21 protein-coding genes are annotated in these 24264 nt (G+C 40.7%); 8 read left to right on the plus strand and 13 right to left on the minus strand.

Features of this window, described 5'->3' with window-relative positions:
• Positions 1-14 precede the first annotated feature (14 nt).
• From QZZ41_RS01885 to QZZ41_RS01910, 6 genes are all read left to right on the plus strand, one after another.
• The gene (locus tag QZZ41_RS01885) at positions 15-1574 is read left to right on the plus strand and encodes a polysaccharide biosynthesis protein (RefSeq protein ID WP_295067315.1); all 1560 of its coding nucleotides are present in this window, start codon (positions 15-17) and stop codon (positions 1572-1574) included.
• Positions 1575-1643: 69 nt separating this feature from the next.
• A complete protein-coding gene (locus tag QZZ41_RS01890; protein WP_295067318.1) occupies positions 1644-3356 on the plus strand; it encodes a thiamine pyrophosphate-binding protein in 1713 nt (570 codons plus the stop codon).
• A 13-nt stretch (positions 3357-3369) separates the two neighbouring features.
• Positions 3370-4233, plus strand: coding sequence for a thiamine pyrophosphate-binding protein (locus tag QZZ41_RS01895; protein WP_295067321.1), 864 nt, complete (start codon positions 3370-3372; stop codon positions 4231-4233).
• The gene (locus QZZ41_RS01900) at positions 4233-5294 is read left to right on the plus strand and encodes an epimerase (RefSeq protein ID WP_295067324.1); all 1062 of its coding nucleotides are present in this window, start codon (positions 4233-4235) and stop codon (positions 5292-5294) included. Before QZZ41_RS01895 ends, QZZ41_RS01900 begins: the two co-directional genes overlap by 1 nt.
• A gap of 150 nt (positions 5295-5444) precedes the next feature.
• Positions 5445-6356, plus strand: coding sequence for a sugar phosphate nucleotidyltransferase (locus QZZ41_RS01905; RefSeq protein WP_295067327.1), 912 nt, complete (start codon positions 5445-5447; stop codon positions 6354-6356).
• 230 nt (positions 6357-6586) lie between these two features.
• On the plus strand, positions 6587-6781 hold the full coding sequence (locus QZZ41_RS01910) for a hypothetical protein (RefSeq protein ID WP_295067330.1): 195 nt from the start codon (positions 6587-6589) through the stop codon (positions 6779-6781).
• A gap of 119 nt (positions 6782-6900) precedes the next feature.
• On the opposite strand, the gene QZZ41_RS01915 is transcribed toward QZZ41_RS01910, so the two are convergent.
• The gene (locus QZZ41_RS01915; RefSeq protein ID WP_295067333.1) at positions 6901-7464 is read right to left on the minus strand and encodes an NAD(P)H-dependent oxidoreductase; all 564 of its coding nucleotides are present in this window, start codon (positions 7462-7464) and stop codon (positions 6901-6903) included.
• A 376-nt stretch (positions 7465-7840) separates the two neighbouring features.
• Between QZZ41_RS01915 and QZZ41_RS01920 the strand changes: the two genes are divergently transcribed.
• Complete coding sequence (locus tag QZZ41_RS01920) at positions 7841-9331, plus strand: nucleotide sugar dehydrogenase (protein WP_295067336.1); 1491 nt, start codon at positions 7841-7843, stop codon at positions 9329-9331.
• Between the two features lie 187 nt (positions 9332-9518).
• Here the strand turns inward: QZZ41_RS01920 and QZZ41_RS01925 are convergent, their stop codons facing one another.
• On the minus strand, positions 9519-14018 hold the full coding sequence (locus tag QZZ41_RS01925; RefSeq protein ID WP_295067340.1) for a lectin-like protein: 4500 nt from the start codon (positions 14016-14018) through the stop codon (positions 9519-9521).
• A 977-nt stretch (positions 14019-14995) separates the two neighbouring features.
• Here QZZ41_RS01925 and QZZ41_RS01930 point away from each other — a divergent pair.
• On the plus strand, positions 14996-15442 hold the full coding sequence (locus QZZ41_RS01930) for an Rrf2 family transcriptional regulator (RefSeq protein ID WP_295067345.1): 447 nt from the start codon (positions 14996-14998) through the stop codon (positions 15440-15442).
• A 102-nt stretch (positions 15443-15544) separates the two neighbouring features.
• Here QZZ41_RS01930 and cysK read toward each other — a convergent pair whose 3' ends face one another.
• The 11 genes from cysK to QZZ41_RS01985 form a co-directional block, all read right to left on the minus strand.
• Positions 15545-16477, minus strand: a complete 933-nt coding sequence (gene cysK, locus QZZ41_RS01935; protein ID WP_295067348.1) for a cysteine synthase A — start codon at positions 16475-16477, stop codon at positions 15545-15547.
• 178 nt (positions 16478-16655) lie between these two features.
• A complete protein-coding gene (gene trxB / locus QZZ41_RS01940) occupies positions 16656-17567 on the minus strand; it encodes a thioredoxin-disulfide reductase (protein WP_295067351.1) in 912 nt (303 codons plus the stop codon).
• Between the two features lie 4 nt (positions 17568-17571).
• A complete protein-coding gene (locus QZZ41_RS01945) occupies positions 17572-17985 on the minus strand; it encodes a M67 family metallopeptidase (RefSeq protein WP_295067354.1) in 414 nt (137 codons plus the stop codon).
• Positions 17982-18794, minus strand: coding sequence for a molybdopterin-synthase adenylyltransferase MoeB (locus QZZ41_RS01950; protein WP_295067357.1), 813 nt, complete (start codon positions 18792-18794; stop codon positions 17982-17984). The genes QZZ41_RS01945 and QZZ41_RS01950 overlap by 4 nt, the downstream gene beginning before the upstream one ends.
• Positions 18794-19000, minus strand: coding sequence for a sulfur carrier protein ThiS (gene thiS, locus QZZ41_RS01955; RefSeq protein ID WP_295067360.1), 207 nt, complete (start codon positions 18998-19000; stop codon positions 18794-18796). Before thiS ends, QZZ41_RS01950 begins: the two co-directional genes overlap by 1 nt.
• Before the next feature lie 13 nt (positions 19001-19013).
• Positions 19014-19364 carry a thioredoxin domain-containing protein gene (locus QZZ41_RS01960; RefSeq protein ID WP_295067362.1) on the minus strand — a complete coding sequence of 117 codons (351 nt, stop codon included), beginning with the start codon at positions 19362-19364 and terminating at the stop codon, positions 19014-19016.
• Positions 19333-19578, minus strand: a complete 246-nt coding sequence (locus QZZ41_RS01965; RefSeq protein WP_074715588.1) for a sulfurtransferase TusA family protein — start codon at positions 19576-19578, stop codon at positions 19333-19335. Before QZZ41_RS01965 ends, QZZ41_RS01960 begins: the two co-directional genes overlap by 32 nt.
• Before the next feature lie 12 nt (positions 19579-19590).
• Positions 19591-20817: an aminotransferase class I/II-fold pyridoxal phosphate-dependent enzyme gene (locus QZZ41_RS01970; protein WP_295067367.1), complete on the minus strand. Its 1227-nt coding sequence runs from the start codon at positions 20815-20817 to the stop codon at positions 19591-19593.
• 74 nt (positions 20818-20891) lie between these two features.
• A complete protein-coding gene (locus QZZ41_RS01975) occupies positions 20892-22610 on the minus strand; it encodes a cysteine desulfurase (RefSeq protein ID WP_295067371.1) in 1719 nt (572 codons plus the stop codon).
• The gene (locus QZZ41_RS01980) at positions 22597-23556 is read right to left on the minus strand and encodes a family 2A encapsulin nanocompartment shell protein (protein ID WP_295067374.1); all 960 of its coding nucleotides are present in this window, start codon (positions 23554-23556) and stop codon (positions 22597-22599) included. The genes QZZ41_RS01975 and QZZ41_RS01980 overlap by 14 nt, the downstream gene beginning before the upstream one ends.
• Positions 23557-23672: 116 nt before the next feature.
• Positions 23673-24264 (minus strand): rhodanese-like domain-containing protein (locus QZZ41_RS01985; protein ID WP_295067377.1); only part of this gene is annotated, 592 nt, incomplete at its 5' end.

The raw sequence follows: 24264 nt of genomic DNA on the forward strand, positions 1-24264 counted from the left end.
GAGAACTATACTAAATGAAAATAGAACGTACAAAAAATGCCGCAAGAAACATATTGTTTGGTGTTATTCTAAAAATATATCAAATAATTGTTCCGTTTCTTATGAGAACAGCGATGATTTATTTTATGGGCATACAATATTTAGGATTGAATAGTTTGTTTACTTCAGTATTGTCTGTTCTTAATCTTGCTGAATTAGGTGTTGGTAGCGCGATGGTTTTTAGTATGTATAAGCCTATAGCAGATGATGATAATACAACAATCTGTGCTTTAATGCAATTATATAAAACATATTATAGGATAATAGGTGGTGTTATAGCAGTATTAGGGATTGTATTAACTCCTTTTGTTCCGCATTTAATAAAAGGAGAGGTTCCATTAGGTATAAATATATATGTATTATATCTTCTTAATCTTTGTGCTACTGTTTTATCATATTGGCTTTTTGCGTATAAGAATAGCATTCTTCAAGCACATCAAAGAAATGATGTTGTGAGCAAAGTTGCGCTAATAACAAATACGCTTCAATATGGTTTACAAATACTAGTTTTGTGGGTTTTACATGATTATTATATTTATGTTATAGTGGCTTTGATTACACAGGCACTTACAAATATTGCAACTGCATGTGTTGCCAATAAAATATATCCGCAGTTTAAAGCTGAGGGAAAAGTTTCGGAAAATGATGTTAAGACTATAAACAAGCGAATTAGAGATTTGTTTACGTCTAAAATAGGTGCAGTTGTGGTTAATTCTGCCGATACTATTGTAATTTCAGCATTTTTAGGCCTTACGATACTTGCGATTTATCAGAACTATTATTATATTCTTACTTCTGTAATAGGTTTTGTAACTATAATTTTTTCTTCCTGCACAGCAGGAATAGGGAATAGTTTAGTTGTTGAAACAAAAGAAAAGAATTTCAAGGATTTTAATAAATTTACATTTATTATATCTTGGATTGCGGGGATATGCTCGTGCTGTTTTCTAAGTCTTTTTCAGCCATTCATGGAAATTTGGGTAGGCAAGGATTTGATGTTGGATTATGTAGCTGTGATTTGTTTTGTTGTGTATTATTTTATTTATGAGATTAATCAGTTACTTAATGTTTACAAGGATGCTGGTGGTATTTGGCATGAGGATAGATTTAGACCGCTAGTAACGGCATGCGCAAATCTTGGATTTAATCTTATAACGGTAAAAATATGGGGAATATATGGCGTGCTTCTTTCGACCGTTATTTCGATGATATTAGTAGGTATGCCATGGCTCTTCCATAATTTATTTACAACTATATTTGAAAAAAAACAGTTATTAGCATACTTAAAGAAGATTATTTTTTATACTGGTATTTCTGCACTTACTTGCGTAATTACTGTTTTAATGTGTAACTTTATTAATCTAGGAAAATGGACAACTTTATTTTTACGATTGAGTATTTGTTTGATTATTCCTAATGTTTTGTTTTTTGTAATATATCATAAAACAGAAGAATATAAGGATACATTGCTACTTTTAAATGGAATGACAAAAGGAAAGTATGCAGGATTACTTAGAAATATAGGGATGAAATAAGGGACACATTCAAATATTGACATAGTTTAAATGAATTACAGTATTTTTTAAGGTTTGGTTAGTGGTTATATGGAACATTATTATACAAATGAAATTAATACATTAGTATTGGTATCTCTTCTCAAAGCGCATAATATAAAAAGGATAATAGCCTCACCTGGAACAACAAATATATCATTTGTTGCCTCTATTCAATCCGATCCATATTTTGAGGTATATTCGGCGGTTGATGAACGTGCCGCAGCATTTATGGCGTGTGGACTGGCTGAAGAGACAGGCGAACCGGTAATTATTACTTGCACTGGTGCAACTGCATCAAGAAATTACATTCCCGGTTTAACAGAGGCATATTACAGACATTTACCTGTTCTTGCCGTGACGGCTTCTCAGCATTTTGGACGTGTCGGTAACTATGTCGCTCAGATGATTGACAGAAGCATACAATTTCCTGATATGATAAAAAAATCCTTTGCTATGCCAACAGTTTACTGTGCTGAGGATAAGGAATGGTGTATCACCAATACCAATGAAGCACTTCTTGAATTGACACATGGTGTACCTGGACCTATACATATCAATTTACAGACAACGTATTCAAATGATTTCAGTGTTAAGGTTTTACCTGAGTATCGTGTGATACGCAGGGTAATAAATAACAGTTTTCCCTCGTTGCCGATTGGAAAAATAGGTGTATTTGTTGGAGCTCATTCTGTGTTTACAGAAGATGAAACAGCTGCGATAGATACATTCTGCGCTAATAATAATGCAATTGTTATCTGTGATCAGATTAGCAATTATAGAGGTAAATATCGTTTTCTTGCTAATCTGGTCAATAGTCAGGAATTAGACTGTGGTACGAAGAATTATGACTTGATTATATATATCGGTTCGGTTCATGGCGCATACATAACTTACAAAGGCAAACAATCCTGGCGCGTTAATCCTGATGGAGTAATACGCGATCCAAACAGAAATCTGACGTGTGTTTTTGAAATGGAAGAGTTAGACTTTTTCAGACATTATGCCGGTACAAATAAAAGGAATACTATACTTGATATCTGTCATCAGACTAAAAAATCTGTAATGGATAATATTCCGAAGCTTCCGTTTTCAAATATGTGGATCGCAAAAGAAACAGCATCATTGATCCCTGAAAACTCTATTCTTCACATTGCTATACTTAATTCATTACGTGTTTGGAACTATTTTGAAACGCCAGCAAGTGTATCATGCTATTCAAATCCTGGTGGATATGGTATAGATGGCTGTCTGTCTTCATTTATCGGTTCTGCGCTTGCCCATACTGATATACAGCATTTTATCATTATCGGAGATTTGTCATTTTTCTATGATCTTAATGTTTTATTAGGAAAGCTGCCAGATAATATCCATATAATGCTTATTAATAACGGTGTTGGCACCGAATTTAAGAATTATAGTCATCGTGCTGCGCAGTTTGGTGATGAAGCAGACGCTTTTATTGCTGCAAAAGGACATAATGGATTCCGTAACAAAGAGCTGATGAAGAATATCTGCAAGAATATTGGTATCTCTTATCTGTCGGCAGTAAGCAAGGAGGAATATCTGAAAAAGCGTGATAACTGGCTTAATAGCTCTAAATCAGTTGTTCTTGAGGTATTCGTTAATGATGTTGATGAGAGCAATGCTCTTAAATTGATGAATAGTATCCTGATCGATACATCCTTGAAAAAGAAACTGAAGAAAAGTGTTGTAGTACGAGGTGCACTTAAGATTAAAAGAATCATTAAGAAGATAGTATGAGTAGGAGAAACTTATGGACTTAATTCAATCTTTGAAACAGTATCAGGCAAAGTATGTTGTATATCCGACAGAAATTGAAGATATGAGTTTAATACAAAGCCTTAAAGCTCAGGCTTTTGAATGCTTTTCTTCTATCGACTCCCGATCTACTATTTACATGGCAACAGGTATTGCTGCACAAAACGGGAAATTAGTCGTTTGTATAGTTAATTCTTCAAATGCCTCAAGAAGTGTTTTCTCTGGAATGACTGAAGCATATTACCGTAAACTGCCGATTGTTCTGATTACAATCGGTACCGAACTTGATTATTCAACAGAATTAGGCGATGTTACCTGCAGTCATTATGTTGTATCAGAAACAGATGATCTCACTGAAATTCTGAATAATGAATTCCCGATTCATATTGAATTACAGAAAAACAGCTTTGAATTATGTAAAACAGAGTGTGCTGATTTACAGCAAACTCTTAGTAAGATCCTTGATGAAGAGGCATATCTGCTGACAGGATCAGATATTGAGAGAATCGAAGCAGAGTATAAATGTAAGACGATCAACAGCGGAATGACAAATTGCAGAGAGGGCGCTCTTGCCAACGTACTCGGAGCATCACTTGCAAAGATTAGGAAACGATATATCGGTCTTGTATCAGAAAAAGAATTCATTCATGATATTAATACTCTTGGTAACATAAATACTAATGACAGACTGCTTTTTATTGTTGTGATGGACAGATTCAATAAGGTAATTGAGGACTATGCTTGTTCTCTTGGTTTTGAAACACAGATCGTTAAACGTGGAAACGAAAACAATGAAGTATTGAAAGAAGCTGTCAATAGCACGAAAAAATCAGTTGTTCTATATATAAGGGAGAAATAATGGAATTATTGTTATTGGGTGGAACCGGTGCAATGGGCGTTCCACTTGTAAATATTTTATCCGAACGCAAGGATGTGACCGTATATGTTACATCAAGATCTGAGAAAGAAAGCAAAGGCAATGTCAATTACATAAAAGGAAATGCAAAGGATTACAGTTTTTTTGAATCTCTGCTTAACAAGCACTATGATGCTATTATTGATTTCCTTGTTTATGCTACTGATGAGTTCAAGAAGAGACTTTCCCTCGTTCTTGAACACACTGATCAGTATTTCTTCTTTAGTTCTGCAAGATGTTACGCTGATAACAAGGGGCTGATTACTGAGGATTCACCGAGACTTGTTGATGTCTGCAAAGATGAAGAGTACTTGGCAACAGATGAATATGGTTTGGCAAAGGGGAAAGAAGAAAATATTCTTCGTTCTGGTAATTCTAAAAATTGGACTATTATTAGACCGTATATTACTTACAATTCTTATCGTATACAGCTTGGCGTATACGAAAAAGAAAACTGGCTGAAAAGAGCACTTGAAGGACAGACTGTTGTATTCCCTTCAGATATCGCAGACAGTTTGACATCGTTGACTTATGGACCGGATGTTGCTAAAGTAATATCATTGTTGATAGGAAATCAAAAGGCATATGGAAAAACATTTCACATTACAACGGGTGAGACGCATACATGGCGAGAAATATGCGAGTTCTATATTTCTGAAATTGAAAAGATCACAGGAAAAAAGATAAAAGTGATATACCCAGAGAATTCGGAAGGCCTTCAAAAGGTTTGGAATCCATGGCAGATAAAATATGATCGCTTATTTGACCGAGCATTTGACAATTCTAAAATTGAAAGCGTGATCGGTGATTTTGAATTCAAATCAACCTTTGAAGGACTAAGTGAATGTTTGAATCAATTCTTAAAAGCACCGAAGTGGTTAAATATGAATTGGAAATATGAAGCGTGGTGTGATAAGCAAAGCGGAGAATTCACCCCATTGAGCTCTATATCAGGGAATAGAACAAAACTCACATATTTAAAACATCGTATATTGGGAAAATGAACGTTTTTTTATCTGCACAGTATTATATAATATTAATGTTTTAGCGTAGATGTACGTTTTAATGTCAGTACTAATGTAAAATACTAACTAAACAAATATTGAAACTTTATAAAGAAATGAGATTATAAGCACATGTAAGGAGATTATATTATGAAAAAAATTTTAGTAATCCTCGCAGCGGGAATAGGCTCTCGATATGGCGGAGGAGTAAAACAGCTTGAAGCAGTTGATAACAACGAGCATCTTATAATTGATTATTCAATTCATGATGCAATTTCAGCGGGCTTCAATAAGATTGTTTTTATAATAAGACATGATATTGAGACAGAATTCCGTGAGAGAATTGGTGAGAGAATTGAAAAGATTGTCAAACCTCTTGGAGTGGAAATAGCATATGCTTTTCAAGAAACATCAAATTTACCGGATATTTCTGAAGAATTAGCTGATACTATTTCATCGCGTTCTAAACCTTGGGGAACAGGTCATGCTGTACTGTGTGCTGCTGAAGCTATAGATGCACCATTTGCTGTTATTAATGCAGATGACTATTATGGAATAGAAGGTTTTAAAAAAGCATCAGAGTATCTTGAAAATAATCAATACGCTTTAGTAGGATATGTATTGAAAAACACACTTTCTGATAATGGTGGAGTTACAAGAGGCGTATGTACTGTTTCTGATGGTAAGCTTGTAGCTATTAACGAAACAAAGAATATTGTAAAAACTGTAAATGGAGCAGAAGCTGACGGAAAGAAATTAGATTTGAATTCGCTTGTTTCCATGAACTTCTGGTGTTATCCACAGTTGTTTACAGATGTACTTAAAGAGGGGTTCCCGCATTTTCTTGAGGACCTTAAAGATCCTATGAAGGACGAATACCTTCTTCCAATTATAGCTGATAAAATGCTGAGAGAAGGTGTGGAGTACAGTGTGCTTCCAACTACATCACAGTGGTTTGGCGTTACATATAAAGAGGATAAACCGAGTGTGATGGAAAGTTTAAGGCAATTATGCAATGCTGGAGTGTATAGGGAAGACTTATATTCTGATTTGGTTATATAATGAAATATTCTATAGTAATTAAAGATTTAAAACACGAAATATGTGTTTAAATGGCAGTGCCGCAGAGAGTTTTGAGAATATCATACTCAGGATTCTCTGCACTGTCGACAAAAAACATATATCCATGAATGTTTTTCTTTGATTTAGGTGCTTGTTCCTTTTTATAAGATGACAAACGAGTAACTGAATTAGGGAAAAACCGTAAATATATAGAATGGAGGACGATGAAGATGGCAAGAACCAAAAAAGAAAACCCGAGCGAAGTACGAACCTCTGTAATTCGTCTTCGAGTGAATGAGGAAGAAGAAAAGAAGTTCAAAGAGAAGGCAGCTGAAGCCGGATGTAGGACGATAAGTCAGTACATCAGGTTAAGGTGTTTAGATGACAATTCTTTTGAGAACGCTTACCAACAGGGTACAAAATGAAAAATTCCCAGGATGAAATGTGAATTCATTCTGGGAATTTTGTGTTTGGGATATGCTTTAGTGATTAAAACTGTAACAGTTCAGCTTGCGAGAACAAACGGTTCAAGTTAAAAACTAATTCAAACACTTTCACGGATATCCTTCTCACATTCCTGCAGTATCTGTTCTTCGTCAGCGCCGTCAATATCCAATCCTAAAACCTTGAACATAATACAATCTTTGATACCGTAGAAGTTTTCTGCCAGCGCACGAATGTATCCAAATCCATATTCTTCAGGGAAGAACATACCTCCGGCTGTGGTTACATAATAAAGCTTTTTTGCTTTGCATAGTCCAACAGGATAGCCTTTTTCTGTATATTTGAAAGTGATACCTGATACGTTTATCTGTTCAAAATACTGCTTCAACATTGCAGGGAAAGACAGATCCCAGTACGGTGCAGCTATCACAATAATATCTGCTGCTGCGAACTGTCTGGCAAAATCAAACATCGGGTTAGTATAGTCGCCTTCTGACAGGAGCATATCACGTGTCTGTATATATGAATAATCTACAGGCTGAAAAGAAATATCTGACAGAACAAGTTCAGTGAACGGTTTGTTTATGTTTTGGAGTAATACATTGGCCAGTCTTAGTGTCCTGGAATGACTGGCTCGTACACAGGCGTTTATAAAAAGAATCATATTTCTGTTCCCCTAAAAAATAAATGTGTGTAAAAAAGTCAGGTTTATTCATCTTCGGATAATGCGTTTTTATATTCTTATTATAGCACAAGAGGGAGAGTTTTACAAGCAATAGAATATACGAAGTTTAACTCCATTCTATTCATTTAGTGACGATTATATAATGATAGGACCATTGTCTAAAGCTGATAGAGTGAGATAACAAAATGTCATTTTAAATGACATTAAAGAGCGCCGAAGTATTGCCATATTCAACAAACTGCAGTTATTTACAACAAATCTCTTGACATTTAGAATTTCCTAATATATAATATACTTATTATATTTCAAAATGCCAATGTCACAATTAGTGACATTGAATATCGGGAGGTTTAATATGAAGCATTTATCTCTTAAACTCTTGGCGGAGACAGTTAACAGTAAAAGAAAGGCATTAGGTCTTTCACAGACTGCACTTTCTGAAAAAACAGGTATTAGCCGTACAATGTTTACCAGACTGGAGCAGGAGAATTTCAGTCCATCAGTTGATCAGCTGCTGTGTCTTTCAGAGGTACTTGATTTCGATTACAGAGACCTCTTTGAAGATGATACTGTTGAGGTAAAGCCTGTGGAGCGCAAGAAGCTCGCAGTTGCAGGAACAGGATATGTAGGACTTTCTCTTGCAGTTCTTCTTTCACAGCATAATGATGTTACTGCTGTTGATATCATTCCTGAGAAGGTTGAGAAGTTGAATAACTGGATATCTCCTATACAGGACGACTTCATTGAGCAGTACCTTGCTGAACATGAAGAGCGTAAGCTTTCTCTTAAGGCTACAACAGACGGCGAAAGTGCATATAAGGACGCAGACTTTATTATCGTTGCTGCTCCTACAAACTATGATCCTAAGACAAACTATTTTGATTGTTCTGCTGTTGAGGCTGTTCTGGAGCTGATCAAGAAGGTTACAGGCAAAAAGAAGAAAAAGCCGACCGTAGTTATCAAGTCAACTATTCCTGTAGGCTATACAGCACAGGTTCGTGAGAAGGTTGGCATGGATAATATCATTTTCAGTCCTGAGTTCCTACGTGAATCAAAGGCTCTTTATGATAATCTCTATCCTTCTCGTATCATAGTTGGTGCGGATGATAAGAATATGGCAGAAGCAGAAGTGTTCGCAAATCTTCTTCAGCAGGGTGCTATCAAGACAAACATATCTGTTCTCTTCATGGCTACAACTGAAGCTGAAGCAGTAAAGCTTTTCGCTAATACATATCTCGCACTGCGTGTAAGCTATTTTAATGAGCTTGATACATATGCAGAAGTTAAGGGACTTAAAACACAAAATATCATCAAAGGCATCTGTCTTGATCCTCGTGTAGGTGACTACTATAACAACCCATCGTTTGGTTACGGTGGTTACTGCCTGCCAAAGGACACAAAGCAGCTTCTTGCAAACTATCAGAATGTACCGCAGAACATGATGTCTGCAATCGTTGAGTCCAACAGAACCAGAAAGGACTTCATTGCAGATCGTGTATTACAGATGGCAGAATATTACAGTTACGGAAGCGATAATGAATATGACAGTAGCAAGGAAAAGAATGTTATAGTTGGCGTATATCGTTTGACAATGAAATCAAATTCCGACAACTTCCGACAGAGTTCTATTCAGGGCGTTATGAAGCGTATCAAAGCTAAGGGTGCAAATGTTATCATCTATGAGCCAACGCTTGAAAATGGCAGCACATTCTTTGGTTCAACAGTAGTTAATGATCTGAAGAAATTCAAGAAGAAATGTGGCTGCATCATTGCAAACAGATATGACAGTGTTCTCGATGATGTTGAAGAAAAGGTTTATACAAGAGATCTGTTCAGAAGAGACTAATAAGAATAAACATATTGCCCACATACTGTGTTTTTCAAATGGCATGGATAATCTGCCGGCGGAGCACATAGTATGTGGGCATCATATTGCAAATCGCGTAATATGAAAAACGGATTTCCCGAATAAAAAATGAGAGCACTACCATGTGAAGTAGTGCTCCCTTTTTTACGAAGAGATCATTCAGTTATCATTCTTCATCTTTCTTTTTATTTTTTACAACAATTATCGCACCTGCTGCTGTTGCAAGAGCAGCAAGTCCTGTAATTACCTTATATGCAACAGGATAACCTGTCTGAGGTAATGTTCCGTTATCGTCAGGATTTGTTGGTACTGTGGAAGATGTAGTTGTATCAGAAGTTGAAGTAGTGGTATTTGTAGTTGTGGTCGTTGTTGTTGATGTAGTAGTTGTTGTGGTGGTAGTCGTTGTAGTGGTTGTTGTTGACGAAGTGGATGTAGTTGTTGTAGTTACGATAGGACCGTTGCCGCTGAGATCATAGCCATAGCCGCTAAAGTCCTTGACATTGCCCTTTGCAATAAGCTTGCAGCCGTCGTTTACCTTGATCACTGTATTAGGAGCAATAAGAATATCGATATTTTCAGGGATAGTAACGTCTGCTGTTACTTTGACATTGCCAAAGAGTGAAAGCTCTGTTTTTTCGCTTGCCTTTACTGCGTCTTCAACAGCTACTCTGATATCAGCATATGCCTTCTTGTTGCTGAGCATAGCAACTGCAGCTGCATCAATAGTCACACTGTCTATGATTTCGCCGCAGGTATCGCATACCTTTACCGCAAGGCCCTTATTGCCGTTGCTCGGAGCATTTACCAGTATATATCCGCCTGTAGAACTGCATTCATGTGCCTCAACGCTGCGAACTTTGTATTCTTCCTTTGTTCCGTCTGAATAAAGGAGACTGATAACGCCTGTTTTGCCTGCTTCCTTTGCAGTTAGTCTTATAACTGTTCCCTCGGTTATATTGATATAGCCGTCAGTATCAGGAGTTGTACCATTCATATCTGTAAGCTCAAAAGCATTATCAGATGCCTTTTTAAGTGATGAAACAGTACCGAACTTCGGAGGTGCTGGGAACTGATCTGCTGCATATACTTTGACTTTTACACTGACATTTTCTTTTGGCTCTACTGCCATAAACATATCTGTTACAACATCTATTACGCCTGAGAGTCTACCTTGTGATAGTCTTTCGTTTATATACGCTTCAAAGTCAGTAACATCTTCTCTTGCAGCACTTGTGTCATAATTGAATATATAATTCTGTCTGAATGTCTCAAATGCACTTCCTGTATTATTTGAAGGACCATTGAATATATCAACAAGTCTGTTTGAAGCTGCATTTGTCCATATTCTCCTTACAACGCCATTCGGAGCTGTACCGTTATCTGTGTATAAAACTTCGTATGGTATGCTGCCTGAGCCTGTAAAGCTTACAGATACATTTTTAAGGATATGTTCTGTTGGTAGTTCGCTGAAGCAAGCTTCGTAGAGACTGTAGAATCTTGCAATATTCATCATTCTCGGATTAAGTGACAGATAAGCAAGCAGACGCTTCTGATTTGCATCAAATCTTTCTGCATCAATATACTGCTCATATATTGATTTCCAGAGATCTGTAACATGGAGCTCGATAACCGCTGTTTCGCCTGGCTGTAATTCATCTACAGCTATGCTTGTAATATTGCTGCGGTTCACAAGATTCTGATGCTTTGTAGCAATTGCTTCTGTTTCGCCCTTTTTGGTGCGATAAAGAGTTGCATTTGAACCCTGTTCAAATCCTGTGATCTGATTTTCAAGATCGTAGATAGGCTTGTCGGAAACATTTTTCAGACCTATCTTTATAACATAATCTTTATTGAAATAAGAATACTTCGGAAGCTCAATATACATTTTAAGTGCTGAGCTGGAATAAACATGAAGCGTATCCTGTGACTTGAATGTGTAATCAAACTGCTTATCTTCGTTTTTGCCGCTGAACAGTGCAGTAAGATCATAATCGCCTTCCTTGTCACCGCGGATCTTCCAGTCTGCTGTTTTTATTTCGCAAGGTTCAAGATTGCCCATATCCTGAAGCTCATCGCCCTTGACCAGTGTAAGTCCATCAGGGATGTTGAGCTTTGCACTGCAATCAGTGAGTGCCTTCTGATCGTTGTTTACAACAATTAGCTGAACGTCGTAGAATTCCTTGAGCCACTTGCTCTTGCCGTAGATTATCATGTACATCTCTTCGTCAACTGTTACTTCTTCAACATGGACAAGAGGTACGAAGAATGCATTCAGATCAGGGATAAACGTAGGCTTGTCATTGCTTACAGGAATTACTGTATCTTCAACTTTAATAGTACGCTTTGCGCTTACAGGAGTACCTGTAGCTTTATCAACTACTACATACTTATTGATGACAACGCCTGCTGCATCAAAATCAGCCTGTATGGAATACTGGAAGCTGTTGAAGTTATCTTCATCTTCAAGATCTATACCTGCTGCCTTGACTTCGTCCTTAGTCATCGGAGTTACTTTGAGCTCGCCGTCAATCTTAAGACGTACAGGCTCTGTTGTCGTAGATGTAGTCGATGTTGTTGAAGTTGTAGTAGTGGTCGTTGTTGTAGTTGTGGTACTTGTCGGCTCCGGAGCTGTTTCTGTATGCGGTTCTTCCCACTCACAAATGAAGCCCATGTTATTGATATTTGACATCCAGCCTCTGTTCGGATTATCGTTCCAGCGTCCATTTGAGGTAAATGCCATCATGCAGTCCTCGCCGCCGTCATTATCGGGCTGTCCGCCTGACCAGTTTTTATAATCCATCGGTTCGCCTGTGATCCATTTGAATACGCGGTCTTCATCGCAGTGTCCACCGATCCACAGATAACTCTTTGAAGGAGCTTTTGCCTGGATAGCTTTGTTTATTTGTTCCTGTTCCTCAGGTGATGTGATAACAGCAAGATGACCGCCTATCTTCTCGCAGTAAGCCTTTGCATCTTCCCATGTCATACCTGCGTTGAACACCTGATACTTTTCGGTATATGGAATAGTTGTGGTTGATGTTGTCGAAGTAATTATGTCTGTAGCAATTGTTGTTGTACTTGTAGTAGTTGTCACTGAATCATCAGCAAGCAACTTGATATAGCCTTGTTCGGTACCCTTGGCAAATATCCATGATTCCATATTTTTTCCTTCATAGTTGTTTTCAGCATTTCTGAAGGTTCCTGCATCAGTATCGGTATTCTGGTAAACTATCTTTATAGGAAATACATCACCTGCTTGTGCATCAGAAGGAATTTCAAGATCAAATGACAGCATCGTTCCGTCACCGCCATAGTTTCCAGTACCTACTGCAGCTACATAGAAGCTATTTTCTTTGATCTTATTGGAAACTACCGATAAACGGTTAAGAGCATCTCCTTGTGTCAGAAAACCGTAATTTTTATCTTCAACAAGCGTAAGACGTGGATCCCACTCAATATGCAGTCCAACTTCTGAGTACTTACGATCAGCGCCTGAAACATTTAATGTTACCGTCTGAACACGTTTGCTTATGGCTTCACTTTTAGGAATCTCAAGTTTGCTGAGTGATAGTATAGGCTTTACAGTTGAAGAATAAGGATCATAATTATATAATTCAGTCAGATCACCCAAAGCAGAACGCCCATCAATAACTTCGTCCTTGTCGATAACGTTCACAATGCAAGAAGGAGGAACGATATTCATTTCGTCGGAAACCGCACTGATAATATTCTTGCCTTTCTCAGTAAGCTTTACAGATACATTACCGTTTGCATCTGTAACATATTCTGTTTCTTTTCCGTTTACCGTGATCTTAGCACCTTCAAGAGGATTTGTATCCTCAGAAATGTACTTATTGAACGTAACACATGAAAGCTTGAGTTTTATCTCAGAACCTTGTGTAAAACTCTGACTTCTTTTTATGCCAAAGAAGCTGTATGTATCATTGAAGGTGTTTGCATCGGTGTAAACAAATGCATTTATCTGGTCCCCGTCTTTTATTTCAGCCTCAAGAGACGGCGCAATCGTATCGTTTAAATAATAGCCGAAATCTCTGTCATCTTCAACTCCCCAGAGCTTTGTTATATACGATCCGAACTGACCTTCAGCTGTCTGATAGGTGTGTTCGCTGCCGCCGTATTTTTGATGCGCTATTATTAGAGCGTCGTTAATATCAAGCTTTCCGTTTTTATCGATATCATTTACGATAATAGGTTCCTGAACAATGCCGAACTGCTTTTTGTCATCAGAAATAGTAACAAAAACTTCTACATCCTTCCAAGGGAAAGCATCAACTTTAGATCCTGTAGCCATTGCAGCATAATACTGCAAAATAAGCTGAGCATCATGGATAGTTATCTTGCCATCAGCATCAACATCGGCTGCTACAGTATCAATTTCAGTGTTTTTTTTGCAAAGATATTGCATGGTCAGTGCTGTATCCCTCGAATCAATTATTCCATCGTGGTTAACGTCACCATAAGTGATCTCAGCAGGTTCTGACTCCACCACTTTTATATTGTTCTGTGATGAGCTTATCTGCTGTGATGCATTGTAAGCCGTTGCGTTAAACGGTATAGCCGTCATTATCTGACTTCCTGCTATAGCAGTAGCGGCAACGGCTGACAATACACGTTTTTCAAGCTTTTTGTGTCCATTTTTCATCATAAAAACCTCCTTTTTGTACGTTTCGCAGTGCTATAAGTATTATAATAAATACTGCGATGCAAAAATTATAACAAATTATTTACTGTAAGTCAATATAATTTGTGGATATTTGTAGGATTTGCCAAAGACTGTAACAGCAGAAAAATTGTAAGTCTGATGAACTAAAAGATATGATAGCATTCTCGATAATGTGGCTAAAAAAGTTTGCACGCGTGATTAGGTCAGGAGAGATTAATGTTAGTTCAGAAATGCCCTGATACCAATCAAAAAAGCTGTCTGCTGGCAATAAAAAAGTGTCATACTTGTGTCATGACAACTATGAAGGAAGGTAATGGATCAAAAATGAACTCAAAAGAAGGTTTCTCGAATTTGCCGATATGCGGTTAAAATTCAGAATACATATGAAATTGTTAAATAAATTTCCAGCCATTCGTAATGAGCAGGTCGCAGATTTGAGTTCAGTCACAAGCTCCAATAAAACTGAATAATCCGAAAGAATTCTTCACTATGACCACTCCTTGAAATAAATACAGCATACCCCCGAAGCTGACAGTGTAAAAACAGTTGGCTTCGGGACTTTTTCAGCAGGGGTATAATCCTTTCCTATCGTTTGCAATGGCTTTTTGAGATTGGACAAACCGCATTTTCGATGTTATAATATAATCATACCAAAGAGGAAAGGGGCTGTACAAATGGTAACAAGTAAGGACTCCATACAGCACATTTTCCGCTCAGTGCTCATTTGTACAGAGCGGATGTGTAAAGCAGAACGATGTTGAAGAAACTGCTTTCTGAATGATCTTTGAAAAATATGTGCCATTAAAAGCTCCGTCTGAACTTCCATTAGGTTCGGGCGGAGCTTTTCTTATAGCTGTTTATAAACAAATATTATAGCGAAAACACTTGAAATATATCCCCATATATGTTATACTTATTATACCGATAGGAATTATAATAATATAAAGGAGAGGAACAAAATGAGAGTATCATCAAAGGTCGAATGCGGTATTATTGCGCTTGTAGATATAGCCGTCAATTCAAGAAATAACAATATAGTCAAACTTAACGCAGTATCAAAGAGGAATAATATCTCAGCAAAATATCTTGAACAGATCGTACCGCTTCTGAAACACGCTGATTTTCTGAGAAGTGTTAAAGGCTCGGGCGGCGGATATGTCCTTGCACGTGATCCTGCTCAAATAACAATAAATGAGATAGTAAACGCCCTCGATGATACAATATTTACGCCTTCCGTATTCAACGGTCAGCTTGAAGCCACGGCTACAGAAACAATATCCGAGTGCTTATGGACGCCTGTAAATGACTACCTTCAGAAGTTCTCACAAAAACTGACACTGAAAGATCTTGCAGATAAATATATCGAGAAGCAAACGGACGCACTTGAACCTATGTATTACATATGAATACAACATATCCCGAAGCAGTTCAAAACTGCTTTGGGATATTTTTTTGTTATATTATGGCATAAAAACAGCTCAAACCGAAAGATCTGAGCTGTATGTTTATCAGTCGTTGAAAAGAGGTGTAGAATAGTATCTGTCACCGCTGTCGGGAAGCAGAGCAACTATTGTTTTGCCCTTGTTCTCAGGTCTTTTTGCAAGCTCTAAAGCTGCGTAGTAAGCAGCACCTGCTGAAATACCAACGAGTATGCCCTCCTGCTTTGCAATGAGCTTTGATGTTTCAAATGAAGCTTCGTTTGAAACTGCGATGACTTCGTCATATACATCGGTATTGAGAGTCTTTGGAACAAATCCTGCACCGATACCCTGTATCTTGTGCGGACCTGCTGTGCCCTTTGAAAGAACAGGAGAATCCTCAGGCTCAACTGCGACTACCTTTACGTTTGGATTTTGAGATTTAAGGTATTCGCCTGTACCTGTTACTGTACCGCCTGTACCTACACCTGCAACAAATATATCTACCTTTCCGTCAGTATCGTTCCATACCTCAGGACCTGTTGTAAGTCTGTGTATTTCAGGGTTGGCAGGGTTCTCAAACTGCTCTGGAACGAAGCTGTTGGGAGTTTCCTTTGCAAGCTCCTCGGCCTTTGCGATAGCACCCTTCATGCCCTTTGAGCCTTCTGTGAGAACTATCTCTGCACCATAAGCCTTGAGGATATTTCTTCTCTCAACGCTCATGGTCTCAGGCATTGTAAGGATTATCTTATAGCCCTTTGCTGCTGCGATAGAAGCAAGACCGATACCTGTATTGCCTGATGTTGGCTCGATGATAGTTGCGCCCTTTTTGAGAACTCCTCTTTTTTCTGCGTCCTCGATCATAGCAAGAGCGATTCTGTCCTTTACGCTTCCTGCGGGATTGAAGTATTCAAGCTTAGCAAGTACAGTTGCGTTTATACCCTGTGACTTTTCAATGTTTGTGAACTCAACAAGCGGTGTATTACCGATAAGACCTGTTGCACCCTTATAAATCTTTGACATATTTATTTCCTCCTTCTGATAGTAAACTAATAATTCCTATCTGTTAAGTATATTATACACCTGTTTCAGTCTGAAATCAAGCCCCTTGAATATTCTTTTTGTTTATTCTGAGTTATAGGTTTTGGCTATAACTGTTCTGCCCGTGAAATAAAAGCACGAACTAAAGTCCGTGCTTTGCTCAGTATTTATCATTGATGTAGTTCAGTGCAGATACAGCTGCATTTGCACCGTCTGCTGCTGCGGTTATTACCTGACGGACTGCCTTTGTACGCACATCTCCTGCTGCAAACAATCCCTCCGCTGAGGTGATGCCGCTTTCATCTGCAATGACATATCCTCTTTCGTCAAGATCGGCTGTACCTTTGAGCAGGGAAGTATTCGGCAGTGAGCCCACTGCAACGAAAACGCCGTCAATACTGAGAGTTTTCTCGGCACCTTTTTGAACGAGCTTTATGCCTGTGACCGAATCCGAGCCGATTATTTCAGCAGGTACGGCTTCAAGAACGAACTCGATATTTGCAGCTTCTTCCGCCTTTTTTACCAGCGAAGCATTTGCTCTGAACTCATTCCGACGGTGTACGATATACACCTTTTCAGCCGTTTTTGAAAGGTACAGAGCGTCTGAAAGCGCGGTATCTCCGCCACCGATGACAGCCACTGTTCTGCCCTCGAAGAATGCTCCGTCACAGAGAGCACAGTAGGAAACTCCCCTGCCTGCGAACTCTTCCTCGCCTGCAATTCCAAGCTTTCTCGGTGAAGCACCGAGAGCGTATATCACTGTCTTTGACTCAACGCTGTTGCCGTCAGAAAGTACGACCTTCCAGATGCTGTCTGTACGGGAAAGCTCCGTGACTTCGCCCTCGATAAACTCAGTACCTAAAGCCTCAGCGTGTTCGCGGAATTTCTCACCGAGAGAAAAGCCGTCGATACTGTAGTATCCGAGGTAGTTGTCCACCTGTTCGGTATAGGCTATCTGTCCCGTGCCCATGTACTCCTTTTCTATAACTACAAAGCTGAGACCTGCACGGCTGGCATATACAGCGGCAGACAGTCCCGCAGGACCGCTGCCCAGAATTATAATATCGTACATAGCTTTAGTCCTGTACTATGACGAGTTCTTCCTTTTCAGCCTTGTCACCCTCGATGTGGAATGAATTGAGAACAGGCTCGTCGTCCATAAGTGAGATTATCATGTAGCTTGCACTGCTGTCGTAGGCAAGTCTCTTGTCCTCATCGGAAGGGCGTGAAGGAGAAACAGGGTGAGAGTGCCAGTTGCCAAGGGGAGTAAGACCGTTGGCTCTCATGTCCTTTACTGCAAAGAGCTGCTCCTTAGGATCAAGGGTGAAATGCTCCTCAGCATGATCTACATTTGTAAGGATATAGACCTTTTTCACTATCTTGTCGCTGCCGCTCAGCTCACCTGCGATAAGTCCGCAGGCTTCAACAGGAGCTTCGCTTTTTGCGTGTGCAACTATCTTCTCATAATCGCTTTTGCTGAGTTTTATCATAGACCAACACCGTCACATTCTGCCTGTTCGTAGTCGATAAGCTCGGTTATTGTAGGATTATCACCGCATACTGCGCAGTTGTGGGTATCGCTCGGGAGCTTTACCTTTCTGAACTGCATTTTCAGTGCATCATATGTGAGGAGATAGCCTGTGAGGAGTTCTCCCACACCCAGAATGTACTTTACTGCTTCCATAGCCTGCAAGCTTCCGATAACACCGCCCATTGCGCCTATAACGCCTGCCTGCTTGCAGGTAGGTACAGCGTCCTTCGGGGGCGGTTCCTTGAAGACGCAGCGATAGCAAGGTCCCTGACCGGGAACATAGGTCATGAGCTGTCCCTGGAAACGGATAATTCCTGCGTGTGAGAAAGGCTTCTTAGCCATAACGCAGGCATCGTTTATAAGGAACTTTGCAGGGAAATTATCAGTACCGTCGATGATGAAATCGTAATCCTTGATGATGTCGAGGATATTTTCACTTGTGATGAACTCATGGTAGGTTATGACCTTTACATCAGGGTTCATAGCCTCCATAGTTTCCTTTGCGGACTGTACCTTCGGCTTGCCTACGTCCTTTGTCTGGTGGATTATCTGTCTCTGGAGGTTGGAAAGGTCTACCTCGTCAGCGTCAGCGATACCGATAGTACCGATACCTGCTGCTGCAAGATACATTGCAACAGGTGCGCCAAGACCGCCTGCACCGATAACGAGTACCTTTGCGTTAAGGAGCTTCTTCTGTCCCTTTGCACCTACCTCTTTGAGTATGATATGGCGCGAATAACGTTCTATCTGTTCATTGGTGAATGCCATTACTGACCGCCTCCCATAAAGTATAAGAATTCTACTGTGTCACCGTCTTTCAGTACGGTTTCCTCAAACTGACCGTGGTCAACGAAATCATCGTTGATAGTGACAGTTACGTATTCGGGTGTTTCAACTTTTTCGTCAATAACAAGCTGTGCAACGGTAAGTCCGTCGGCAACTTCCTTTTTTACTCCTGCAACTGTGATCTTCATTTATATCTGCTCCTTAAATAGTATTATCTATAAGAGTTATTATCTCGTCTTTTTTTACCGCACCTCTGATACGTGATACTTCCGCGCCTTTGTTGAAGAGGATAAGTGTGGGAGCGGCTTGTATACTGTATTTTTCCACAAGCTCCTTCTCGAAGTTTGTGTTTATCTTCACTATTTTTATCTTGTCCGCATACTCTGTTTCAAGCTGGCTCAGTATGGGAGACATACGCTTGCATGGTATGCAGCTGTCAGAATAGAAATCAGCAAGTACGGGCAGCTCTGAGCTGAGTACTTCGCTGTCGAATTCGTCTTTGCTTATCCTTGCAGGCATATCAGTCACCGACTTTCTGTACGATAAGCTCAAATGTGCCGTCGCCGTTGTCTGTAAGGCTGAGCACCTTGTGTCCCTCTTCCTTGATGCTCTTAGGGACGTTCTGTACGGGTTCGCCGTCGTTAAGTTTTATGGAGAGTATATCTCCGTCGTCAAGCTCTTCAAGAGCTATCTTTGCCTTAACAAAAGTTATAGGGCAATTTACATCAGTGATGTCGATTGAATCTGTAATATTGAACTCTGCCATGTATATCCTCCTTTACAGGCTCTCTACAGCCTGTCTGAAATCTTCGATAAGATCGTCTATATCTTCTATTCCGACGCTTATGCGTATAGTATCGTCATATACTCCCGCACTTATACGCTGCTGTTCGGTATTATGAGTATATATTGTGCTTGCAGGGTGAATGACAAGGGTACGGACATCACCGATATTTGTGGCTACAGATGCAAATTCAATACTGTCCATGAGCTTGAATGCCTTTTCCTTGCTACCTGCTCTTATTGTTACTATAGCACCGCCCTTGCCCGAAAGCTCACTTTGCGTCAGCTCATAATAAGGAGAGGAGGGAAGTGCAGGATAATTTACCTCTATATTGTCAAGTGACTCAAAAAACTCCGCAAGCTTCAGCGCGTTGTTGCAGCAGCGTTCCATACGCAGACCGAGAGTTTCAAGTCCGACTATATTCATATAAGCGTTGAACGGTGAAAGACAGCCGCCTGTATTGCGCCATAAGCCGTTCCTTAGCTTTGACATAAAGGCGAACGGTCCGAATTTCGCATAAGGCTCAAAGCTCGGGTATCTTTTGATGTCCCACTTGAATTTTCCGCTGTCAACGATTATGCCGCTTATGGAGTTTCCGCCGCCGTTGATGTACTTTGATGATGAATGTACCACTATATCCGCACCATGCTTCAGCGGATTGATTATGTATGGGGTTGCAGTCGTGCTGTCAACTATGAGAGGTATGCCCTTCTCCTTACACGCTTTTGAAACGCTGTCCAGATCGACTACATCGAGTTTGGGGTTGCCGATAAGTTCTGTAAATACAGCTTTTGTATTCTCATTTGCCGCAGTAGCAACACTGTCATAGGTTATTGCTTCAAGGAAGTGCGCTGTTATGCCGAAGGCTTTAAGGTCATTGAAAAGGTCGATAGTTCCGCCGAAAAGCCCTGTGCTGACTATGACCTCATCGCCTGAGCGAAGTATATTCAGCAGAACTGCGGTTATTGCTGCCATTCCTGATGAACAGGCAACTGCGCCGATACCGCCTTCAAGTGCGGCTATACGGTTCTCAAATGCGCTGACTGTAGGATTTCCTACTCTTGTATAGGAAAAACCTGCCGCTTTGTTGTTGAATACTTTTTCAAGCTGTTCTGCCGATTCACAGGCAAATGCACTGACCTGATAAAGCGGAGGCAAAGTTGCTCCTCGGTCTTCACCGTTGAATTTTGCATTGTGAAGCAGCGATGTATTGAATTTCATTGTATCACCACTATTCGTGAAAAAATAGCTTACAGGACGATATAAAAATACCGTCCTGTAAATATATATCAGGTTTACACAAGTGTTCTTATGCCCTGTACAAGTCTGTCAATATCGTTGAATGAATTGTAGAGCGCAAGTGTGGGACGAACAGTGCCTTCAAGTCCGAAATGACGGAGTATAGGCTGAGCACAGTGATGACCTGTGCGGACTGCTATGCCAAGTTCGTTGAGACGCTGACCGACTGCTTCGTTGTCCACGCCGTCAAGAACGAATGAAAGTACACTTGCTTTATTTGTAGCTGTACCGATGAGGTGAAGACCGTTTATCTTCTGCATTTCCTTCATAGCGTATACCAGAAGCTCATGCTCATGGCGGTTTACCTCTGTCATACCGATAGAATTGAGGTATTCAAGTGCTGCACCGAGACCCACTGCGTCTGCGATACTGCCTGTACCTGCCTCAAACTTGTTGGGAGCGGGATTGTAGATAGTACGCTCGAAAGTAACGTCCTTTATCATATTTCCGCCGCCGTGATAAGGTCTTGCAGCTTCGAGAACATCGGATTTGCCGTATACTGCACCGATGCCTGTAGGTCCGAATATCTTGTGCCCAGAGAACACGAAGAAATCAGTATCAAGAGCTGTAACGTTAACGGGGATATGAGCTATTGACTGCGCACCGTCAATGAGTATACGTACTCCGTGAGCGTGTGCTATAGCCACAAGCTCCTCAATAGGAGTTACAGTGCCGAGAGCATTGGAAACGTGAGTTGCAGATACGAATTTAGTCCTTCTTGTGAAGAGCTTTTCGTACTCTGATATGATAAGCTGACCGCTCTTGTCAACAGGAACTACTTTGATGACTGCTCCTGTTTCCTCGCAGATGAGCTGCCACGGAACTATGTTTGCATGATGCTCGAGCATAGTGAGGATTATCTCATCGCCTGGCTGCAAGAGAGGCTTAACGTAAGCATTTGCAACGAGGTTTATGGCCTCAGTCGTACCTCTTACGAAAACGATGTTGTCCTTTGAGGGAGCACCGAGGAAGTCAGCTGTTATCTGCCTTGCATTTTCGTATGCGTCGGTAGAACGTGCAGCAAGCTCATGAGCACCTCTGTGAACGTTTGAGTTTTCGTGTGTATAGTAGTAGCTGATCCTGTCTATGACCTGCTGCGGACGCTGTGTTGTAGCACCGTTGTCAAGCCATACAAGGTCGTGACCGTTTATCTTTTCGCTGAGTATTGGGAAATCGTTTCTTATCTGAGCGAGAGTCTTTGTGCCGACGATTATCTGGCTGTCAGACTTTACTGTCGGAACAGTGGGTGCAGCTGCCTGCTGTGTATTCTTTGGAACATAGCTGTCAGCCTGTCCCTGTGAAAGAACTACAGGTGCATATCCGCCCGATGTAGGCTGCTCCTGCAGAGCTGTATATGTATCGAAAGTGCTGTACTGCTGTGCAGCTCCGATTACAGGTGAAGCACCGTAGCTGTCTGCTGCCTGCTCGTACTCAGATACACTGCCGTAACCGCCGTTATACTCATTGGCTATCTGTTCGAACTCGGAAACGCTGCCGTAGCCGCTGAAAGCCTGCTCTGCCGGTGAAGCGTAGTTCGTACCGCCGCCGTATGATGCTGCTTTGTTGAATGCATCGTTTATAACGGAAGTATCGCCGCTTGTGACAAGTGCCTCTATGCCGCCTGCACAGCGTGCTGCATCAAAGTCTGGAAACAGTGAATTTGCAAGGCTCTCAAGCTCTGACTCAGATGGTATACCGTAATTAGTCGTAGTCATAGTATTCACCTACCTCGACATCCTCGAGAACAGCGATAGCGTCGTCTGAGAGAATAGCTGCCGAGCAGTAGAGTGAAAGCAGATAAGAAGCAACGCCCTTATCGTCAATACCTCTGAAACGAACTGAAAGTCCTCTTGACTGTTCATTCTTGAGATTGCGCTGGAAAAGACCGATAACGCCTCTCTTAGCCTCACCTGTACGAACGAGAAGGATATTTGTCTTGCCGCTCTTGCTCTTTGGATTCTTGAGACCGTCAACGAGGAGCTTGTCTGTAGGAATGATCGGGATTCCTCTCCATACGATGAATGTGCCGCCTGCGATGTTTGTTGTAACGGGCGGTACGCCTCTTTTTGTACATTCTCTCTCGAATGCTGCGATAGCTCTTGGATGAGCAAGGAAGAATGAAGGCTCTTTCCATACCTTTGTGATGAGCTCGTCGAGATCATCAGGAGTAGGTGCGCCGTTTCTGGTTTGGATTCTCTGTGAATCGGGAACGTTCTTTAAAAGACCGTAATCATCGTTGTTGATGAGCTGGCTCTCCTGACGCTCACGAAGGGACTCGATAGCAAGACCGAGCTGCTCCTGAACCTGATCGTAAGGTGCGCTGTAAACGTCCTCGATAGCGGTATTTACATTGATGATGGTTGAGATTGAATTGAGCCTGTACTCACGGGGTTCAGTCTCATACTCAATGTAGCCCTGAGGGATGATGTCGCTCTTCTTTGTCTGGCTGCAGAGAACATCGAGGGGGGTCTCGCCTTCCACAACCTTGTTTACACGGAAGATGCCTGTCTCAAGTCCCTTGAACTCAAGGAACTTTGTAAGCCACTTGGGGGTAAGTGCTCCATACTGGGGTTTTGTCTTGGTAACATTGGCCAGGTTATAGGCTGCTGCTGCTCCAAGTGCGTTGATGCCCTGTGCGTTTGTTTCTGTTTCTTTTGCCATTTGTCAGTCCTCCTTGTTAGTTTTGACAACTATGATGATCTATATCAAACGAATTAGAAATCGCACAATTCCCTTTTCGTTCAAATATACGTAATACCTGCTTCCCTGACATATTTTTACAGGAAGCCTCCCTCGTGTGAGAATATGATGTCTTTCATGGCATCCATTCCGCCCTTAAGGTTATAAAGTGCGCCCTTATATCCTGCTTCACGGAGGGTATTGATAGCCAGAATGCTTCTCTTTCCTTCCTTACAGATAAAGACTGTATCTATTTCAGGATCAAGTTCCTTCTGTCTCCTTGCCAACTGTCCGATAGGGATCACCAGGGCATCCGGGAATTTTACAATTGCCCTTTCGTGTGGCTCCCTTACATCAACTATGGTAACGGGTTCACCGTTTTCGATCTTTCTGGCCAGCTCTTCAGGGGTAAAGCCTTCAACAGGCGCTTCTGTCTCTTCCTGCTTAAGTCCGCAGAACTCTTCATAATCAAAATCATTTACATCTGTTATTACAGGGGCCCTGCCGCAGAGGGGACAGTTGCAGTTCTTCTTTATCTTAAGCACATTTGACTTAAGCCCCAGAGTATCAACTGTAAGCAGCCTTCCGCTTAAATGCTCGCCTATGCCTATGATAAGCTTGAGGGCCTCATTGGCCTGTATGCTTCCTACTATTCCTGACAGGGGGCTAATGGTGCCTCCTTCCGCACAG

It is taken from the genome of Ruminococcus sp., assembly GCF_016283395.1.

Bases quoted from the DNA above. Each gene is read 5' to 3' on its own strand.
- QZZ41_RS01885 (WP_295067315.1), top strand. From the start codon at position 15: ATGAAAATAGAACGTACAAAAAATGCCGCAAGAAACATATTGTTTGGT.
- QZZ41_RS01890 (WP_295067318.1), top strand. From the start codon at position 1,644: ATGGAACATTATTATACAAATGAAATTAATACATTAGTATTGGTATCT.
- QZZ41_RS01895 (WP_295067321.1), top strand. From the start codon at position 3,370: ATGGACTTAATTCAATCTTTGAAACAGTATCAGGCAAAGTATGTTGTA.
- QZZ41_RS01900 (WP_295067324.1), top strand. From the start codon at position 4,233: ATGGAATTATTGTTATTGGGTGGAACCGGTGCAATGGGCGTTCCACTT.
- QZZ41_RS01905 (WP_295067327.1), top strand. From the start codon at position 5,445: ATGAAAAAAATTTTAGTAATCCTCGCAGCGGGAATAGGCTCTCGATAT.
- QZZ41_RS01910 (WP_295067330.1), top strand. From the start codon at position 6,587: ATGGCAAGAACCAAAAAAGAAAACCCGAGCGAAGTACGAACCTCTGTA.
- QZZ41_RS01915 (WP_295067333.1), bottom strand. From the start codon at position 7,464: ATGATTCTTTTTATAAACGCCTGTGTACGAGCCAGTCATTCCAGGACA.
- QZZ41_RS01920 (WP_295067336.1), top strand. From the start codon at position 7,841: ATGAAGCATTTATCTCTTAAACTCTTGGCGGAGACAGTTAACAGTAAA.
- QZZ41_RS01925 (WP_295067340.1), bottom strand. From the start codon at position 14,018: ATGATGAAAAATGGACACAAAAAGCTTGAAAAACGTGTATTGTCAGCC.
- QZZ41_RS01930 (WP_295067345.1), top strand. From the start codon at position 14,996: ATGAGAGTATCATCAAAGGTCGAATGCGGTATTATTGCGCTTGTAGAT.
- cysK (WP_295067348.1), bottom strand. From the start codon at position 16,477: ATGTCAAAGATTTATAAGGGTGCAACAGGTCTTATCGGTAATACACCG.
- trxB (WP_295067351.1), bottom strand. From the start codon at position 17,567: ATGTACGATATTATAATTCTGGGCAGCGGTCCTGCGGGACTGTCTGCC.
- QZZ41_RS01945 (WP_295067354.1), bottom strand. From the start codon at position 17,985: ATGATAAAACTCAGCAAAAGCGATTATGAGAAGATAGTTGCACACGCA.
- QZZ41_RS01950 (WP_295067357.1), bottom strand. From the start codon at position 18,794: ATGGCATTCACCAATGAACAGATAGAACGTTATTCGCGCCATATCATA.
- thiS (WP_295067360.1), bottom strand. From the start codon at position 19,000: ATGAAGATCACAGTTGCAGGAGTAAAAAAGGAAGTTGCCGACGGACTT.
- QZZ41_RS01965 (WP_074715588.1), bottom strand. From the start codon at position 19,578: ATGGCAGAGTTCAATATTACAGATTCAATCGACATCACTGATGTAAAT.
- QZZ41_RS01970 (WP_295067367.1), bottom strand. From the start codon at position 20,817: ATGAAATTCAATACATCGCTGCTTCACAATGCAAAATTCAACGGTGAA.
- QZZ41_RS01975 (WP_295067371.1), bottom strand. From the start codon at position 22,610: ATGACTACGACTAATTACGGTATACCATCTGAGTCAGAGCTTGAGAGC.
- QZZ41_RS01980 (WP_295067374.1), bottom strand. From the start codon at position 23,556: ATGGCAAAAGAAACAGAAACAAACGCACAGGGCATCAACGCACTTGGA.